This is a genomic window from Streptomyces sp. NPDC022552 (assembly GCF_055561875.1).
The window spans coordinates 16,455-33,310 of record NZ_JBVHGJ010000007.1; the positions used below are offsets into that span (position 1 = coordinate 16,455).

Below are 16,856 nucleotides of genomic sequence, written 5' to 3' on the forward strand. Positions count from 1 at the left end.
GGGGGGAATCGCATGGTTTCTGCGTACGCGGAACTGGAAGAGCGCATGCGCGGCCGGCTCGGGGGCAGAGAGTGCCTCCATGTGCCGTCGTGCCGCTTCGGTCTCTATCTCGCGCTGCGCCACTGGTGCAGACCCGGCGGCCGGGTGCTGATGTCGCCGGTCAACGACGACGTCATCTTCTTCGTCGTCCTCGCCGCCGGACTCCGTCCGGTCCAGGCGCCGCTCGACCCGCGCGACGGCTCGATCGACACGGCCGCCGTGCCCGAGTCCCTCTGGAGCGGACTCTCCGCCGTCCTGACCACGAATCTGTACGGGAATCCCGACCCGGCTCCCGAACTGCGGGCCCGCTGCGACGCACGGGGCATCCCGCTCCTGGAGGACGCGGCGCACGCCATCGGGTCGACTGTCGGCGGCCGTTCGGTCGGCACCTGGGGCGAGGCGTCCGTGTTCAGCCTCTCCAAGCACACCGGGGCGAAGACCGGGGGCTTCCTGGCCTTCGACGACCCGGCCCTGCGGGACGAACTGACCTCCGCCCGGGACGAGTTGCTGCACCCGTCCCGTACGACCGCCGAACTGGCCTATCTCGTACGGCCGTACGCCGAGGCCACCGTCCGGGGGCTGCGCCTGGTGAAGGCCGCACACGCCACCCTGCGGCTGCTCGGGCAGCAGGAGCGCGAGGAGATCCGGATGCCGCTGCGGGCCGGCGAGCTGAAGCAGGCCCTCGCCGCCGCGCCGGGGCTCGCGCCCTTCCACTCATGGGTCCGCGTCGACATGCACGACTACCGCCTCGGGCCGGGCCCGGGCCGGCTGCGCCGTACGGGACGGCTCCTGGCCCGCCTGGACGCCACGCTCGCCGCACACCGGGCGGGAACGGAGCGACTGCTCGCGAGCGAGTGGGGCGGGCTCGACACGGGCCAGCCGCTCTTCCGGGTCCCACTGCTCGTCGAGGACCGGGAGGCGGCCGTCGCCGCGCTCGCCCGCCGCCGGATCGTCACCGGCTACCTCTACGACCCGCCGCTCGACACCTACGCGGGCGAGCTGTTCACCGACCTCTCGCCCGCCCCGGAACCGGCTGCCTGGTTCGCCCGTCACGCCCTGCCGGTGGATCCACGGCGGGCCGGCGAGGTGATCGAGACGCTGCGCGCCACGGGCGTCCGGCCGGTGCGGCACGGCGACCGTGGCTGAGACCGTCCGGCTGCGCAAGCCGGAGGGGGAGGAGCGGGACGGAAGCGGCTCGGACGGCTCGGCCCCGGGCGGCTCCGAGGGCCGGGAACCCGACGGCCGCGGCTCCGGCCGCCCCGGCGAATCCGGCGGGGACTCCATGTTCCGCAACGCGTACGCGCTCATGCTATCCACCGGCGTCTCGGCCGCGCTCGGCCTCGGGTTCTGGCTGGTCGCCGCCCGGTACTACTCCGAGGAGGCGGTCGGGCAGGGCTCCGCCGCCATCGCCGCGCAGCGCCTGCTCGCCTCCATCACCGCCACGACCATGATCGGCGCGGTCGTCCGCTACGTGCCCCGGGCCGGCCGCGCCACCGGCCCCCTGGTCGGGCGGATCTACCTGGTCAGCTCCGTCGTCGTCGCCCTGGCCTGCGGGGTCTTCCTGCTCACCCTGGACTGGTGGGGTCCTTCGTACGCACCGCTCGGCTCGCTCTCCGCCGGGCTCTTCTTCACCGCCTCCTGCGTCGGCTGGGCGCTCCTCACCCTCCAGGACGGCGTCCTCACCGGCCTCAGGCGCGCCTTCTGGGTGCCCGTGGGCAACGCCGGCTTCTCCATCGGCAAGCTGCTCCTGCTGGCCGCCTTCGCCACCACGATGCCGGTCCTCGGCGTCTTCGTGTCCTGGTCGGCGGCGATCGCCCTCTCCGTCGTCCCGCTCGGCTGGCTCGTCTTCCGGCGCCTCATCCCCCGCCAGGCCCGCGCCGACCAGGACCGCGAGCCGCCCGCCATGCGCGAGATCGGCCGCTTCATGGCCGGGGACTCCGTCGGCGCGCTGTTCAGCCTCGCCATGATCAACCTGCTGCCGGTGATGGTCGCCGTCCGCTTCGACGCCGCGCACAACGCGTTCTTCTACACCGCGTACACCGTCGGCGGCACGATGGAGTTCATGGCCATCAACATGGCCTCCTCGCTCACCGCGCACGCCTCCCACAGCCCGGAGTCGCTCGCCGAGGGCGTACGCGGGGCGCTGCGGCGCATGGCGCTGCTGCTCGTCCCCGTCGTCCTCCTCCTGCTGGTCTTCGCGCCGTACATCCTCGCCCCGTTCGGCCCGGACTACGCCGACCACGGCACGACGGTCCTGCGTCTGCTCGCCGCCGCCGCGCTCCCCCGCGTCGCCGTCGAGCTGTACATCGGCGTGCTGCGCGTCCAGGGGCGTACGGGCGCGCTCGCCGTCCTCCAGGGCGCGATGTGCCTTCTCGTCCTGGGCTCGGCCGCGCTGCTCCTCGGCCCGGTCGGGATCTCCGGCGCCGGGCTCGCGATGCTCGGCTCGATGACGCTGATGGCCGCGGCCTCGGCTCCCGGCCTGCGGGCGGCGTTGCGGGGCGGCCGGGAGGAGATCGAGTACGGCACGACCTGGGCTCGGCGCGCCGCCGAGCGGGAGTGGACGCCCCGGGGGGCCTCGGCGGACACGGTCACACCGGCCTTCGGCCTCCCCGTGTACGTACCGCGGCCGCCGCGGCCCGACCCGCGGGCCGGGGAGGACGGGGCCGGGACCTGGCTGTGGCTGCTCCTCGGCCTGACGACCGGGCTCTTCTGGATCCCGCTCGTCCGCGCGGAGGGGCTCGGCCTGGACCGGCTGTCGGGTACGGGGCTGATCGCCGCCCTGCCTCCGGTGACCCTCGCCGCCGGAATCCTGCTGGTCGTCCTGCACGGCGCCGTGGTGTCGCCGCGCCGGGTGCGGCCCCTGCTCGCCGCGACCGTCCTGCTCGCCACGTTCCTGGCCCTGCACACCGCGCCACCGCTGCTCGGCATCCACCCGGACGCGGCGGCCGGCCCCGGCGCCACCCTCGTGCCCGCCGGCGCCCTGGAGGCCCTGCCGATCGTCCTCCAGGCGCTGTGCCTGGGGCTCGCGGCCGTCCTGCTGCGTGTCCTCGGCGCGGGCGTCCGGGTCACGGCGTGCGCTGTATGGGTCCTGGTGTGGGCGGGCTGGGCGGCCCAGCACGCCTTCGCGGCGGCCCCGCTGCCCGTCCTCCTGGGGGTGTGCGGAGCCACGATGACGGCGGTGGCGGTACGGGGACTGCGACGGCGCTGAGGCCTCGTACGCGGGCCTCGGACCGCCCCGGAGCGGACCGGGTTCCGGGGCGGTCCGGGTGGCTAACCCGCCGCGGGGAACACGAAGAAGCCGGCCTCGGTGCTGAAGTAGCCGTAGCCGGACTGCTTCGAGGACAGCGGGACGCTGTCCTCGGGCAGGTCCTTCGCGAGGACCTTCTTCGTGGCGGCGTCGACCGCGAGCGCGGTCTCGTCGCTGTCCTCCGTCGTGCCGTACAGCACGCCGCCGTTCGGGGAGAAGCGCAGCGGCGTCATCGCCTTCTCGCCCTCCTTCTGCGCCCAGACCTCCTTGCCGTCCGCGAGCTGCCACACGGTGGAGCCGCGCTCGGTGGCGGCCGCGGCGAGCCGGTGGTCCGGGGAGAAGACGGACGAGCCCTCGGTGTTGATCGTGTCACCGGGGAAGTCGGCGTAGGAGTACTTCGTGGAGCCGCCGATCTGCTTCCCGCTCGCCAGGTCGTACGTCGCCGTGACCCAGGTGTCGGTCGCGAAGGCCCCGGCACCCCACGCGGTGAGGACCCGGCCGTCGCGGACGTCGAGGACGCGGATGCTGCCGCTGGTCCGCACGCCCTCGTCGTCCAGCTCCACGCCCTTGGGCGGCGTGACGTCCGCCGTGCTCCACACCTTCTTGCCGGTGGCGAGATCGGACATGACGAGCTCTTCCGGCGCCGTCTCGTACGTGGATCCGTTCTCCACGTGGAAGGTGTACTCGCCGGTGATCAGCGGGGCGTGGCCCTGGCCGCCGTCGATGTCCTTGTTTCGGGGGTCGAACGAGCAGCTCGCCTGGTTCCCGCCGCAGGTGACCTTGCGGGGCTGTCCGCCGCCGATCGGGGTGAGCAGGAGGCTCGCCTGCTCCGCCTGCTCGATCAGGTGGCCCTCGTGGACGTGGAACGGGGTGTCGCCCTTGTGCTCCGCCTTGCCCAGCTCGGCGCCGTCGCTTCCGTACACGGTGATGGCGACGGTGGTGCCCTCCGCGCTCAGCCCGTCGGACTCCGTGGTGGTGCTGGTGCGCACCTCGAACGCGGGCACGCCGTCGCGCCAGGTGGTGGCGGCGACGCGGTCGGCCGTCACCTTGAGGGTCTTCTGTACGGCGCCGGTCCTCACATCGCGGAACTCCAGCTCGAGGGGCTCCGGTTGGCTGCTGGAGTGGAGGGTGCCCGTGGTGCCGTCGAGCGGTTCGTTCTCGAACTGCCCGCCCCGGGCGTACTCGCCCGAGGCGTTCTTGACGAAGAGGAAGCTGTCACCGAGGTCGATGGGGTCGGCGGCCGGCAGGCTCCACGCCTGCTTCGCGGCCAGGCCGGGTATCGCGGTGCCGCGGTAGACCGGGCCTTCGGCCTCCGGCGCCTTCTCGGGCGCCTCCGAACTCCCCTTCTCCGCCTGCTTGCCGGCCTCCGGACCGTCGGAGGATCCGCAGCCCGTGACGAGCCCGAGCGACAGGACGAGGCCCGCGGCCATCACTGTGTACTTGTTCATATCCCCGTTGCTTTCCGCCTGTTACGCGTGGATGAGGGTGTTTCCGCAGGTCGACCCGCGTGATCACCACGCAGAAGCATAGGCGGGCGCCTCATGACACCCCTCAGCCGCGTGGCACCGGCTGGTTGAAGTACGGGGCGGCTCCGGCGGCCTTGTATCCCTCCAGGGCGGGGCCGGAGTTGACGGTCAGGTCGCAGTTCGGTCCCGGCACGGGGCGGTTCCAGTGGACGTACGCGCGGACCTTCGGCAGCTTCGGGGCGACCTCGGGGATGTCGGCGTACCACTCCCGCTGCCGCTCCGGCCGCCGTGGGTCGGGCGCGGTGGAGAACTCCGACAGCATGATGGGCTTGTTCGCGGAGATGTTCGCCCGCAGCCACTCGTAGCTCGGCCGCTGACTGGCCTCGAAGTCCAGCCAGTTGGGCGACTTGTGGCACAGGTAGTAGTTGTACTGGTCCATGCCGATCCAGTCGACGTACGCGTCCCCCGGGTAGAGCGCCTTCATCGTGTCCTTGTTGCCGAGATAGCCGGACACGGTCCACACCCACACCACGTTCGTCACGCCCAGCCTGTCGAAGCGGTCGCGCAGATGACGGTAGGCGGCGACGTACTCGGCCGGGGTCCCCGCGCCCTCCTTGATGCGGAAGTCGGTCTCCTGGTCGAAGGAGAAGAAGACCCGCTTGCCGTACGCCTTGATGCGTTTCGCCTGCGGATCGATGATCGACCCGTCGTACATCCCGGAGGCGATGTTCTTCCAACCGAGCTGGTTCTCGCTCCAGTTGGCGTGGTGCTTCTCCTTCCAGACGGTGGACTCCCAGGCCAGCATCAGCAGCCGGTCGCGGCCGAGCTCCTGTTCGTCGGCGGTGAGCAGTTCGCCGTCGACCGGGTTCCCCGACATGTCGTGGTAGGTGTAGACGAGGTCGAGCCTGCGGCCGATCTTCCTCTCCAGGGCGTACACCGGCTCGGTGAGCGAGCTGTCCTTGTCGTACGGGACGTAGGCGCCCCACCACGCGCCGCACGGCGTGACGAGCTTGGCGTCGGGGGCGCAGCGGTCGTCGGCGCCGCCGGTCCGGCTGCTGTAGACCCCTATCGCGGCGGCGAGCGCCCCGACGGCGGCGAGGGCGACGGCCATGTGGGCGCGCCGCTGCGGTATCGCATGGCGTCCCGTCATCGCCCGTCACCGGGCTTTCGTTTGGCCCGCGGCCGGCTCCCGGCCCAGCCGAGCCCCTTCCGGGTGCGCGGTCCGCCGGTCCGCCGGGGCTCGCGCTCGACGGCGCCCCGCGTGGCGGCGGGCAGCGGCACGCCCGGCAGGGCGGCGACGACGGTCACGAAGACCGCGAGCGAGACCAGGAACGCCGTCGTGGAGAAGCCCTCCACCAGGAAGAGCGAGGTCGCGGCGAGCGCGGCCAGCGACAGGCTGACGGGCGCGGCGAGCGCGAGCGCCTCCAGCCGGGCGCCGGGCCGCAGCCCGCTCGGCTGCGGGTGGAGCAGCGCGAGGCCCGGCACGAGGGCCACGAAGGCGAGGACGGGGATCCAGCGCAGCGGGGAACCGCCCGGCAGCGCGGTGGCGCCGAGCGCGAGCCAGCCGGAGGCCGCCAGGCCCGCTCTGAGCCGGAGGTGTGCGAGGGGCATGGCGTACTCCCGTGATCGGTCGGGTCGGGAAGCGTGGGGCGGGCTGGAAACGGGCGGCGGCAGCGGGACGGTCGGTGGCGGGGCGGTCAGGAGGTTCGGGACGGCGGGCGGTACTCCAGGACCAGCCCGTGGTCGCTCTCCTCCACCACGCGGAACAGCGGCGAGCGCTTCAGGTCCTCGCTCAGGATCCGGAAGCTGCCGGGCGGCAGATAGCCCTCGCCGATGACCGCCTTCTCCTGCGTCGGGGTGAGGACGACGAACGCCGGGCGGTCCTCGGGGATGCCCCGGGCGAGATAGCCCGCCGGATCCTTCAGCATCTTCAGGTTCTCGGGGACTTCCTGCTCGGTGAAGAACCAGCGCTCGTAGTGGTCGTAGCGGTAGTAGGCGCCCGGGAAGGAGCCGGTGGTGGCGAGGATCAGCGCACCGTCCGGCGCCCGGTCGTAGGCGCGCCGGGTGAGGGCGAGCTCGGCCGGCGGGGCGTAGTGCATGCCTTCCTTGCCGTAGTACGAGGGCAGGAAGCCGGCCAGCAGGGCGGTGACGGCGAGCGGCAGCGCGACGGCGGCCGTGCGCCGGGCCACCCTGGCCGCCCTGCCGGCCGCGCCCGCCGCTGGGACGAGCGCGGCGGCGGCGAAGAACGCGGTGCCGGGGAGCCCGAACAGGTAGACGCGGAAGAGCATTTCGCCGCCGTAGTCGTTGACGGCGAACATCGGCACCGGCGCGGCGGCGGCGAGCAGCAGCGGCAGCGCGCTGCGGACGAGTCTGCGGCGCAGCAGGACCGCCGTTCCGGCGAGCACGGCGAGCGCGAGCACCATCAGGATGTTGGCGGCGCCGACCAGTTCGGGTCCCGGCCCGGTGGGCTCGCCCGCGTATCCCGCGCGGGAGTTGGAGAGCAGGTCGCCCGCCGAGTCCTTCAGGGTGCTCATGGTCTCCAGGAAGAGGACCCGGCCCATGGTGAGGTCCCAGGCCAGCATGATGAGGCCGGTGACGACGAGCAGCCCGATGTTGCGGTAGCGGCGGGTGAGGCAGAGCGCGAAGAGCGTGGCGCACAGCATCACCGGCGTGAGCTGGTGCGAGGCGTTGACGGTCGCGATCAGCGGGGCGACGATCAGTACGGCGATCGCGCGCTGCTTCGGTGTCGTGGGCGGCGGAACGGCGGCCGCCGCCGGGTCGAGGACGGTACGGTCCCGCAGCCGTCCCGCCGATCCGGGCCGGACGAAGTGCCGGACGACGACGGCGAAGACGGTCAGATAGAGCAGGTACGAGAAGCCCTGCGGCGACAGGTAGTCCTGGCCGACCCAGTTCGCCAGCTGGAAGATCCACACCCCGGTCCACACGAGCCGCCAGTCGTCGCTGAAGGTGCGGTAGATCAGCAGCAGGACGGGGAGCGTGAGGACGCCCAGGGCGATCGGCGCCCAGTTGATGAACGAGGCCGCCGACTCCACGCCGAAGGCGCGTACGAGCGCGGCGTCGAGCGAGAAGAACCCGGGCCACTGGTCGTACGCGGACATCCCGCCGGACAGCTCGCGCTGCGGGTACACCGTGCCCTCGACGAGGAGCCGGCTGATCACGGCGTCGTGCTTCGAGGCCCAGGCGTAGCGCACGGAGTCGTAGAGGATCGCCGGCGGCGCCTTGAGCGCCACGAGCATGGCGACGCTGTACGCCGCCGGCCACCAAGGAGCCGTACCGGCGCGCCGCAGGGTGACCAGGAAGCCGCAGGTCAGGACGGCGAGAGAGGCGTAGAACGCGGGCGGGAAGCGGTCGAGGAGTCCGTAGTCGGCGATGTCCCGGAAACCGATCCGCGGCAGCGCGTACACCCAGAGGGCGGCCGCCACGAGCAGCGGCAGCGCGCTGAAGAGGGTCTGCGGGGCGGGGCGGCGCGGTCCGCGGGGCGGCGCGGAGATGTCCGCGTCCGCGTGCGGGGCGGCGTTCGAGGACGCTTCCGCGTCCGGGTCCGCCTCCGGCCTTTGGGCGGAGGGAAGCGGCGGCACGTCGCTTCCCGTGGCCGGTGCGGGCACACGCTGTTGCACGGTGGAACTCCCCTTCGAACTCTTCGCCATCAGGTCACGCCCATCGGGTTCTGCGGCCCTCGGGTCCCACGGCCCTCGGATGCACGCGGTGACGCCGTCTCCGTCGCGGTCAGCCCGCGAACTCCGGCCCTCTGACCAGCGCGCGGGCCCTGCGGTACATCCGCCAGCCCACCGTCGGCAGCGAGTCCGGGTACGGCGCCGCCTTGGCGCCCCGGCCGTCCATCCAGTGCTCGACGTCGGCGACGGTGTGCCCGCGGCGGACGATGAGCCGGGCGATCCGGTACCGCTCGTCGGTCTCGGAGCTGAGCGCGTGCCGTACGGCGACGGCCGAGGCGTACCCGGCGGTGACGGCGGCCCTGCGCACGGCCGGACTGTTGTAGCCGTGCGGGTAGGCCAGGTGCCGGACCTCGTGGCCGAGGACGTCCTCCAGGGCGGCCTTCGGCTCGCGCAGCTCGCGTCCGAGCTCCTTGGGCGGCAGCGTGTCGAGCTGCGGATGGGTGCCGGTGTGCGCGCCGACCTCCATCCCGTACTGCTCCAGGAGCGGCGCCTGCGCCAGCGCCATCATCGGCGCGGGCGGCAGCAGGGAGGTCCCGCCCGGGGTGATCGCCCCGGTGGTCAGATACGCGGTGGCGGGCAGCTCGCGGGCGGCGAGCGCCTCGGCGGTCGGACCCGGCAGGTCGGCGAAGCCGTCGTCGAAGGTGAGGACGACCGGCCGGGGCGGCAGCGGGGCGCGCCGGGCGAAGTGGTCGGCGAGGGCGCCGATCGTGACGGGTGTCCGTCCGCTGTCGACGATCGCGTCGAGCTGGGCCTCGAACTCCTTGGGCGTGACGGTGAACTCGGCGATCCAGTCGGGCGGATCGTCCATCACGGCGTGATAGAGGAGGACCGGTATACGGGTGTGGGCGGGTGCGCTCATCTCGTACCCCGCATCCGCAGCCGGGCCTTGGCGTAACCGAACGGTCCGTAGAGCATGCCGCGTCGCTCCAGTCGGGAGAGGCTGCGAGGCCAGGGGTGGGTGTGGGTGCCGTGCTCGCCGGGAACGCCGCCTTCCTCGGCGGGCCGGCTCGCGGTCATGTTCGTGGCGTGGACCAGCCCGCGGGGCAGCCGGGCGAGGAGCGCGGGCAGCAGGGCGGGGCGGCGGACGAGGGTGGCGGTGAGGTACGCGGTGAGACCGGCGCCGTACCCGAACGCCTGGTTCCGCAGGTCCTGCCGGCTCTCGCGGTGGTGGTGCCAGACGAGGGCGTCGGGGGTGTAGCGGAGCCGGAACCCGGCGGAGAGGACGGCGACGAAGGCGTACAGATCGTCCCCGCCCCGGGCCGCCGTCCCGGTGCCGGTGGCCGGATCGAAGCCGCCGGCGGAGGCGAGCGCCCGTGTGCGGAAGGCCATGTTGGCGCCGGAGCCGAAGCTGCCGGCGGTGAACGGGAAGAGCGGCTCGTCGGCGGGCGGCCGCGCCGGGTCGTAGAGCCGGGGCGCGAAGCCCTTGGCGAAGCCGCCGTGGGATTCCAGGAGGATCTGGGCGGGGGTCCGAAGCCGGGCGGGCAGGATGAGGCCGGTGACGCAGCCGAGCCGCGGGTCGGCGGCGAAGGGCGCGGTGAGGGCGGTCAGCCAGTGCGGATCGGCCACGACGTCGTCGTCGGTGAAGGCGACGACCTCCGTGCGGGCGTGCGCGAGCCCGGTGTTGTGGGCGACGGCGAGCCCGGGGGTGTCCTCGCGGACGTAGGTGACGCGGTCGCCGTACGTGCCTCGGACCAGCTCTTCGGTGTCGCGCGTGACGGGCGCGTTGTCGACGACGAGGATCTCGTAGTCGGGATGGTCCTGGTCGAGGAGGGAGTCCAGGGCGCGGGCGAGCTGGTCGGCGCGCTCACGGCTGGCGACGACGACGCTCGCGCGGGGCGGGACGAGGTGGTCCTGGCCGAGCCGGGACCCGGTGAGCCGGGCCCCGGGGAGCCGGGACTCGTCGGGACGGGACTCGTCGAGACGGGCCCGGGCGAGGGCGGCGAGCGTCTCCGCCGTGTCGGCCCCTTCGGGTACGTGCCCGAGCACGGTGGCCGCGGGCCTGCCCCTGAGCCGTACGAGCGCGTAGACGTCCCCGGGTCCGGGCGGCGGGCCGCCGGGCGCGGGGCGGAGGGAGCGAACAGGTCCGTCGGGCGAGTCGAGGTCGAGGTCGACGACGGAGAGGGCGTGTGGTGGTCGCATGTGCGTGTCCCCGCTGTCGGCTCAGGCCTGGCCGGCGCCGCGCAGGCGGGCGATCCGGTTGAGGGTGCGGCGGCCGCGCGCGGCGAGCGCCGGCCGGTTGCGTACGAAGCTGTGGGCGCGGCGGGAGGGCTCGCGGGAGAGCCAGTAGAGCCCGGCGCGTAACCCGGGGCGCGTCACCGACCCTTCGTACACGGTCAGTTCGCCGGTCTTCAGCGCGTCCTTGTACTCGGCGTCGCCGCGGCCGAGGTCGAGCATGCCGATCCCGGCCGCGGCGGCGGCCTCGGCCATCCGCAGATGGAGGACGAGGCCGGGCGAGTACTTGGCGAACTCGGGGTCGTAGGAGGGGAACCAGCAGGAGAGGACCGTGCGGGAACGCAGCCCGAAGTGGGCGGCGACGGGCCGGTCACCGGCGTAGAGCACGGACAGGACGCCGGTGCAGCCGGGCGTGCGCAGCTCGTGCAGCCGCCGGACCAGGGTGTTGATCCACTCCTTGGCGAAGCGGTCGCGCCGGCCGGTCCTGCGGTACTGGGCGGACTTCCATGCCATGAGGGTGCGCAGGGCGGCCGGATCGCGCTCGTCGAAGACGAACCGGGTGGGGCCGACCTGGCGGCCGAGGCGGCGCTCCTTGGCGAGGGTGGTCCTGAGGAACTTGGGCGACTGGGCGCGCAGGACGTCCTCGTACGCCCCGTAGCCCTCGCCGACGTCGATGACGGGCGAGGCGAACGACTCGGCGGCTTCGTCGAGGAAGGCGGCCTGGCCCGCCTCCAGATTGTCGAACTCCCAGGCGGAGAGACCGCAGAGGCGCAGGAGGGCGCGGGCGGAGGGCGCGAGGCCCGGCCGCGTGACGGCACCCTGGCAGTCGGACACCCCGAGCCCGACGGCCCGCCCGCGCCCGAAGGACCTCTTCTCGTACGGGAAGAACCCGACGGGCTCCCCGTCCTCCCACCAGACGGCCACCCTGACCCGGGGCCGCACGTCGGCGACGGCGCGGGTGAACTCGGGCCCCATGAAAGGGTTCTCGGGCGCCCCGGACTTCCCCCGTAACTCCCGCCACGCCTCGTCCTCGCGCGCGGTCAGCTCCCCCGGTTTCACGATCCGTACGAACTGCCTACGGCCCCCGCCCTGTTCGCGGACAGCCTGACGACGGACAGCGCTCAACTCCGACCCCCCGGTCTTCCCCCTGAGTCCTGCCGCTACAGGACGGTACCGGTCGAAAACCCTCCGGGACAGGGCACTCGGCCTATCTGTGACTCAGGGGAATTCGTGATGATCAAGCGACCAATGGGGCATGCCGGTTGAGGGCGTCGGACGGCTGCCCGCTCCCACGGGTCCGCTCGTCCTCGGGCGTCAGTCCAGGGACTGGGTCAGCTCGCTGCGCGTGGAAGTGTGGACGACGCGGGCGCGCGCCCCGTTGACGAGGGGCAGGTACGGGGGGACGTGGCCGCACTCGACGTCGGCGATGATCGGCACGTTCAGGGGGCCGAGGGCGTCCAGCACCGCTTCGTGCTGGGTGAGTGAGGCCGCGGCGGGGGCCGAGGTCCGTCCGACGAGAACGGCGTTCGCGTGGTCGAAGAAGCCGGCCATCCGCATCCCGTGCAGGTTCCCGCAGATGGTGAAGGCTTCGTCGCCGGCCGCCTCCACGTAGACGAGGAGCCCTTCCGGGGCGTGCGTCCGCGCGAAGGCGGACACGTCGAGATACGGCGTGCCCGTGAGATTGCGCAGGGTCTCGATGCAGCCCCCGATCAGGCGCCCCTCGACATCCACGTCACCGTCGCCGTCGAGCCGGGTCCACCGGCCGGGTGTGTCGAGCGTGAACTCGGCGACCTCGGGGTGACGCTGCCAGTCGTCCCACCCTGCCGCGCGGTGCCGGTTCGGCGGGATCTGGGTGAACGGCCGGCCCTGCGGAGCGGCGGCGATGTCGAGCCACGTCAGCAGCCCCTCGGGCGCCCGGTACGGGGTGTCCATCAGGTTGTTGCCGTGCAGGGTCGCCACACCGGCGAGGAGGGTCAGCGGGGTCATGAGGGTCGACATGTCCGAGTACCCGACGAGCCACGTCGGCTCGGCCTCGCGCAGCCGCTGCCAGTCGAGCAGGGGCAGGACGTCGAGCCCGGTCTCCCCGCCCCACGGCGGCACGACGGCCCTGATGGCGGGATCGGTCAGCATCTCCATGAACTCCCGCGCCCGCTCGGCGGCGGGAGCGCTCACATGACCGGTCCCGTCCATGCAGGACCCGACGACGACCTCGTACCCGCGAGCCTCGACATGACGGATCGCCGTCTCCAGACGCGCACGCAGGTCCTTGCCGACCCCGCTGGAGGGAGAGGTGACGCCGACACGGTCACCAGGACGGAGGGGGCGCGGGTGTCGAACTGACATGCGCCGAATTCTGGCACGGGACCCCTGTCCGCCTCGACGGAGTTCCCGCGACCGTCAGATCACGCGCTTCCCCCGCCGCCAGACCTCCGTCACCAGGGGTACGCCCGGGCGGTAGGCCAGGTGGACGTGGGACGGGGCGTCCAGGATCGTGAGGTCGGCGGCGGAGCCCGGGGTGAGGTGGCCCACGTCCGCGCGGCGGAGGGCCGCCGCGCCGCCCGCCGTGGCCGACCAGACCGCTTCGTCCGGGGTCATGCCCATGTCCCGTACCGCCAGCGCGATGCAGAACGGCACGGACGAGGTGAAGGACGAGCCCGGGTTGCAGTCCGTGGACAGGGCCACCGTCGCGCCCGCGTCCAGCAGGCGGCGGGCGTTCGGCCACTCGGCGCGGGTGGAGAACTCCGCGCCCGGCAGGAGCGTCGCGACCGTCGACGACTGCGCCAGGGCGTCGACGTCGGCGTCCGTCAGGTGCGTGCAGTGGTCCGCGCTCGCCGCGTCGAGCTCCACCGCCAGCTGGACGCCGGGGCCGTACGAGAGCTGGTTCGCGTGCACCCGGGGGTGCAGGCCCCGCTCCTTGCCGGCCGTGAGGATCGCCCGCGCCTGGTCCCCGTCGAACGCGCCCTTCTCGCAGAAGACGTCCACCCAACGGGCGTACGGAGCACAGGCGTCGAGCATGTCGCCCGTGACGAGGTCGACGTACGCGGCCGGGTCGTCGGCGTACTCCGGCGGGACGATGTGGGCGCCGAGGTAGGTGACCTCGTCGGTGTGCGCGGCGGCGATGCGCAGCGCTCGGGCCTCGTCCGCGACCGTCAGGCCGTAGCCGGACTTGGTCTCGAAGGTGGTCGTGCCCTGGGCGAGGGCCTCGCCCAGGTATCGGGCGACGTTCGCCGAGAGCGCCTCGTCGCTCGCCGCGCGCGTCGCCGCCACTGTCGTACGGATGCCGCCCGCCTTGTACGGCCGGCCCGACATCCGCGCGTTGAACTCCGTCGTGCGGTCGCCCGCGAAGACCAGGTGCGAGTGGGAGTCCACGAAGCCCGGGATCACGGCCCGGCCGCCGGCGTCGACCCGGTTGTCAGTGGCGGGTGCTTTGCTGGATTCACCGACCCAGACGACTCGGTCGCCTTCGATGACGACGGCCGCGTCCTGGATCAGACCCAGGGGAGATCGATCACCGAGGGAGGGATCGTTGGTGACCAGGCTTGCGATGTTGACGATGGCGGTCGCGGCCGTCGCCACGGCGCTGTTCGCGCTCGTGGGGCCGGAGGTCGCCGCCGGGTTGTTCCTCGCCGCGGGGCCCGTGTTCATGATGAGAGGTCTCTCCTTCAGCCGCTTCAGCCGCGCAGGGCGGCGATCGAGTCCGCGAGGGCACGGGGCACGTCGGGCACGGACCGGTGGACCCCGTCCCGTACGACATGGCGGCCGCCCACGACCGTGTGCCGCACATCCGCGGCCGACGCTGCGAATACCGCCGTCTCGGCTGCCAGACGCGGCACCGGTCCCGCTGTCCTGACCGAGTCCAGGGCGATCGTGGTGAAGTCGGCGAGCGCGCCGGGCTCCAGGGTGCCCGCCTGACCCCAGCCGAGGGCCGCGTGGCCGTCGGCGGTCGCGGCCCGCAGCAGCGCGGCGGCCGTCCAGTGGCCGCGCGTACGGGAGCGCAGGCGTTCGTTCAGCTCCATCGCCCGGGCCTCCTCCAGGAGGTCGATGACGGCGTGGCTGTCGCTGCCGAGCGAGAGCGGGGAGCCCGCGCGCTGGAGGGCGACGGCCGGGCCGATGCCGTCCGCGAGGTCGCGCTCGGTCGTCGGGCACATGCACGTGCCCGTCGCCGAGGAGCCGATGAGCGCGATGTCCGTGTCCGTGAGGTGGGTGTTGTGGACGCCGGTCGTCAGCGGGCCGAGGACGCCGTGGTCGGCGAGCAGCTGGGTCGGGGTGCGACCGTGGGCCACGAGGCAGGCGTCGTTCTCGGCCGTCTGCTCGGAGAGATGGACGTGCAGCGGTGCGCCCCGCTCGTGCGCCCAGGTCGCCACCGTCGACAGCTGGTCGGCCGGGACGGCGCGTACGGAGTGGATCGCCGCGCCGATGCGTACGCCGTCGCTCTCCTTGAGCAGCGAGACGCGCTCCGCCCATGCGTCGGCCGTGCCGTCGGAGAAGCGGAGCTGGTGGCGGTCGGGGGCGGCGCCGAAGCCGGAGGAGAGGTACGCCGTGTCGAGGAGGGTGATCCGGATGCCCGCGTCGGCCGCCGCCTGGACGAGGGCCTCGCCCATCGCGTTGGGGTCGGCGTAGGGGGTGCCGCCGGGGGCGTGGTGGAGGTAGTGGAACTCTCCGACGGCCGTGATGCCGGCGAGCGCCATCTCCGCGTACACCGCCCGCGCGAGCGCGTGGTACGTCTCCGGGGTCAGCCGGGACGCGACCTGGTACATGATCTCGCGCCAGGTCCAGAAGGTGCCGGAGCCGACCTGGACGGTGGAGCGCAGGGCGCGGTGGAAGGCGTGCGAGTGGGCGTTGGCGAGGCCGGGGATCGTCAGCCCGCGCAGGACGACGGCGCCGGGCGGCGGAACGTCGCCGCCCGCCCCCGCGGTCGCACTCGTGCCGGCCCCCGTGCGTACCGCCGTGATCCGGCCGTCCGCGACCTCCAGCACCACGCCGGGCTCGACGTTCGTGTCGAGCCAGGCGTGTTCCAGCCAGTACGTCGTCACCTGCACGCCAGTCCTTCCAGTACGTCGGCGAGTGCGAGCACTCCGGCCACGCAGTCGTCCTCGGCCGCGAACTCGGCCGGGGAGTGCGAGACGCCCGTGGGGTTCCGTACGAACAGCATGGCGGTCGGGATCGATTCGGACAAAATGCCCGCGTCGTGTCCGGCGCCCGTGCCGAGGACCGGGGTCTTCCCGCCCAGGAGGGAGGCGATCTCGTCCCGCAGGGCGTGGGCGAACTCGACGACCGGCGTGAAGGACTCCCGCACGACGGTGAGGTCGATGCCGTGGCGTGCCGCGTGGTCCCGGGAGGCCGTCTCGATACCGGCGATGACGGTGTCCAGGGCGTCCTGGTCGGCTGCGCGGGCGTCGAGCCAGCCGCGGACCAGGGAGGGGATGGCGTTGACGCCGTTCGGTTCGACGGCGATCTTGCCGAAGGTGGCGACGGCGCCCGCGAGTTCGGCCTCACGACGGGCGGAGAGGACGGTCTCGGCGTAGGTGAGCATCGGGTCGCGGCGGTCGACGAGCCGGGTGGTGCCGGCGTGGTTGGCCTCGCCCGCGAAGTCGTACCGCCAGCGGCCGTGCGGCCAGATCGCGGACGCGATGCCGACGGCGTCGCCGGAGAGGTCCAGGGCGCGGCCCTGTTCGACGTGGAGCTCGACGAAGGCGCCGATCCGGGCGAGGCGCTCGGGGTCGGGGCCGATGGCGTCGGGGTCGTGGCCCGCGGCCTCCATGGCCTGCGGGAGGGTGATCCCGTCGGCGTCGCGGAGCTCGTACGCCTGCTCCTTCGTCAGCCGGCCGGCGGTGAGGCGGGAGCCGACGCAGGCCAGACCGAAGCGGGCGCCTTCCTCGTCACCGAAGTTGGTGATGGCGAAGGGGCGCTTGAACTGGACCTCTCGGGAGCGGAGTTCGTCGAGCGCGGCGAAGGCGGAGACGACGCCGAGGGGGCCGTCGAAGGCGCCGCCGTCGGGCACGGAGTCCAGGTGGGAGCCGGTGACGACCGCGTCACCGGCCGCGGGGTCGCCGAGCCAGGCCCACTGGTTGCCGTTCCGGTCGACCTCGTAGTTCAGCCGGCGGGCCTCCGCCTGCATCTGGAACCAGAGCCGGCAGTCGGCGTCGGCGCCGGTCCAGGCGTGGCGGCGGTAGCCGCCGGAGGCGTCGCTGCGGCCGATGGGCCGCAGCGAACGCCACATGGCGTGGAAGGTCTCGC

The 16,856-nt window shown here is 73.2% G+C and carries 13 protein-coding genes; 2 read left to right on the plus strand and 11 right to left on the minus strand.

The features are described from left to right. Nucleotides 1-12: 12 nt before the first annotated feature. The gene (locus ACZ3OF_RS19750) at nucleotides 13-1,185 is read left to right on the plus strand and encodes a DegT/DnrJ/EryC1/StrS family aminotransferase (RefSeq protein ID WP_467305887.1); all 1,173 of its coding nucleotides are present in this window, start codon (nucleotides 13-15) and stop codon (nucleotides 1,183-1,185) included. Next, nucleotides 1,178-3,247, plus strand: a complete 2,070-nt coding sequence (locus tag ACZ3OF_RS19755; protein WP_361672106.1) for a lipopolysaccharide biosynthesis protein — start codon at nucleotides 1,178-1,180, stop codon at nucleotides 3,245-3,247. Before ACZ3OF_RS19750 ends, ACZ3OF_RS19755 begins: the two co-directional genes overlap by 8 nt. A 62-nt stretch (nucleotides 3,248-3,309) precedes the next feature. Here the strand turns inward: ACZ3OF_RS19755 and ACZ3OF_RS19760 are convergent, their stop codons facing one another. The 11 genes from ACZ3OF_RS19760 to ACZ3OF_RS19810 all read right to left on the minus strand — a co-directional run bounded on the left by ACZ3OF_RS19760 (nucleotide 3,310) and on the right by ACZ3OF_RS19810 (nucleotide 16,839). Continuing rightward, entirely contained in the window at nucleotides 3,310-4,734 is a 1,425-nt protein-coding gene (locus ACZ3OF_RS19760) for a hypothetical protein (protein WP_467305889.1), read from the minus strand. A 103-nt stretch (nucleotides 4,735-4,837) separates the two neighbouring features. Next, complete coding sequence (locus ACZ3OF_RS19765) at nucleotides 4,838-5,902, minus strand: glycosyl hydrolase (RefSeq protein WP_361672102.1); 1,065 nt, start codon at nucleotides 5,900-5,902, stop codon at nucleotides 4,838-4,840. Further along, the gene (locus ACZ3OF_RS19770; RefSeq protein WP_361672101.1) at nucleotides 5,899-6,363 is read right to left on the minus strand and encodes a hypothetical protein; all 465 of its coding nucleotides are present in this window, start codon (nucleotides 6,361-6,363) and stop codon (nucleotides 5,899-5,901) included. Before ACZ3OF_RS19770 ends, ACZ3OF_RS19765 begins: the two co-directional genes overlap by 4 nt. Nucleotides 6,364-6,449: 86 nt before the next feature. Continuing rightward, a complete protein-coding gene (locus ACZ3OF_RS19775) occupies nucleotides 6,450-8,390 on the minus strand; it encodes a hypothetical protein (RefSeq protein ID WP_361672099.1) in 1,941 nt (646 codons plus the stop codon). 109 nt (nucleotides 8,391-8,499) lie between these two features. Beyond that, nucleotides 8,500-9,306 carry a polysaccharide deacetylase family protein gene (locus ACZ3OF_RS19780; RefSeq protein WP_467305893.1) on the minus strand — a complete coding sequence of 269 codons (807 nt, stop codon included), beginning with the start codon at nucleotides 9,304-9,306 and terminating at the stop codon, nucleotides 8,500-8,502. Next, entirely contained in the window at nucleotides 9,303-10,586 is a 1,284-nt protein-coding gene (locus ACZ3OF_RS19785) for a glycosyltransferase family 2 protein (protein WP_361672095.1), read from the minus strand. The genes ACZ3OF_RS19780 and ACZ3OF_RS19785 overlap by 4 nt, the downstream gene beginning before the upstream one ends. Before the next feature lie 21 nt (nucleotides 10,587-10,607). Continuing rightward, on the minus strand, nucleotides 10,608-11,744 hold the full coding sequence (locus tag ACZ3OF_RS19790; protein WP_361672094.1) for a GNAT family N-acetyltransferase: 1,137 nt from the start codon (nucleotides 11,742-11,744) through the stop codon (nucleotides 10,608-10,610). Between the two features lie 189 nt (nucleotides 11,745-11,933). Beyond that, nucleotides 11,934-12,962, minus strand: a complete 1,029-nt coding sequence (locus ACZ3OF_RS19795) for a S66 family peptidase (RefSeq protein ID WP_361672092.1) — start codon at nucleotides 12,960-12,962, stop codon at nucleotides 11,934-11,936. Between the two features lie 54 nt (nucleotides 12,963-13,016). Then, nucleotides 13,017-14,264, minus strand: coding sequence for an imidazolonepropionase (gene hutI / locus ACZ3OF_RS19800; RefSeq protein WP_361672090.1), 1,248 nt, complete (start codon nucleotides 14,262-14,264; stop codon nucleotides 13,017-13,019). Between the two features lie 26 nt (nucleotides 14,265-14,290). Further along, on the minus strand, nucleotides 14,291-15,658 hold the full coding sequence (locus ACZ3OF_RS19805) for a formimidoylglutamate deiminase (protein WP_467305898.1): 1,368 nt from the start codon (nucleotides 15,656-15,658) through the stop codon (nucleotides 14,291-14,293). Next, on the minus strand, nucleotides 15,649-16,839 hold the full coding sequence (locus ACZ3OF_RS19810; protein ID WP_361672176.1) for an allantoate amidohydrolase: 1,191 nt from the start codon (nucleotides 16,837-16,839) through the stop codon (nucleotides 15,649-15,651). The genes ACZ3OF_RS19805 and ACZ3OF_RS19810 overlap by 10 nt, the downstream gene beginning before the upstream one ends. Nucleotides 16,840-16,856 lie beyond the last annotated feature (17 nt).

Coding starts and splice junctions, on each gene's coding strand:
- ACZ3OF_RS19750 (WP_467305887.1), top strand. CDS start 13: ATGGTTTCTGCGTACGCGGAACTGGAAGAGCGCATGCGCGGCCGGCTC.
- ACZ3OF_RS19760 (WP_467305889.1), bottom strand. CDS start 4,734: ATGAACAAGTACACAGTGATGGCCGCGGGCCTCGTCCTGTCGCTCGGG.
- ACZ3OF_RS19765 (WP_361672102.1), bottom strand. CDS start 5,902: ATGACGGGACGCCATGCGATACCGCAGCGGCGCGCCCACATGGCCGTC.
- ACZ3OF_RS19770 (WP_361672101.1), bottom strand. CDS start 6,363: ATGCCCCTCGCACACCTCCGGCTCAGAGCGGGCCTGGCGGCCTCCGGC.
- ACZ3OF_RS19780 (WP_467305893.1), bottom strand. CDS start 9,306: ATGAGCGCACCCGCCCACACCCGTATACCGGTCCTCCTCTATCACGCC.
- ACZ3OF_RS19785 (WP_361672095.1), bottom strand. CDS start 10,586: ATGCGACCACCACACGCCCTCTCCGTCGTCGACCTCGACCTCGACTCG.
- ACZ3OF_RS19795 (WP_361672092.1), bottom strand. CDS start 12,962: ATGTCAGTTCGACACCCGCGCCCCCTCCGTCCTGGTGACCGTGTCGGC.
- hutI (WP_361672090.1), bottom strand. CDS start 14,264: ATGAACACGGGCCCCGCGGCGAGGAACAACCCGGCGGCGACCTCCGGC.
- ACZ3OF_RS19810 (WP_361672176.1), bottom strand. CDS start 16,839: ATGTGGCGTTCGCTGCGGCCCATCGGCCGCAGCGACGCCTCCGGCGGC.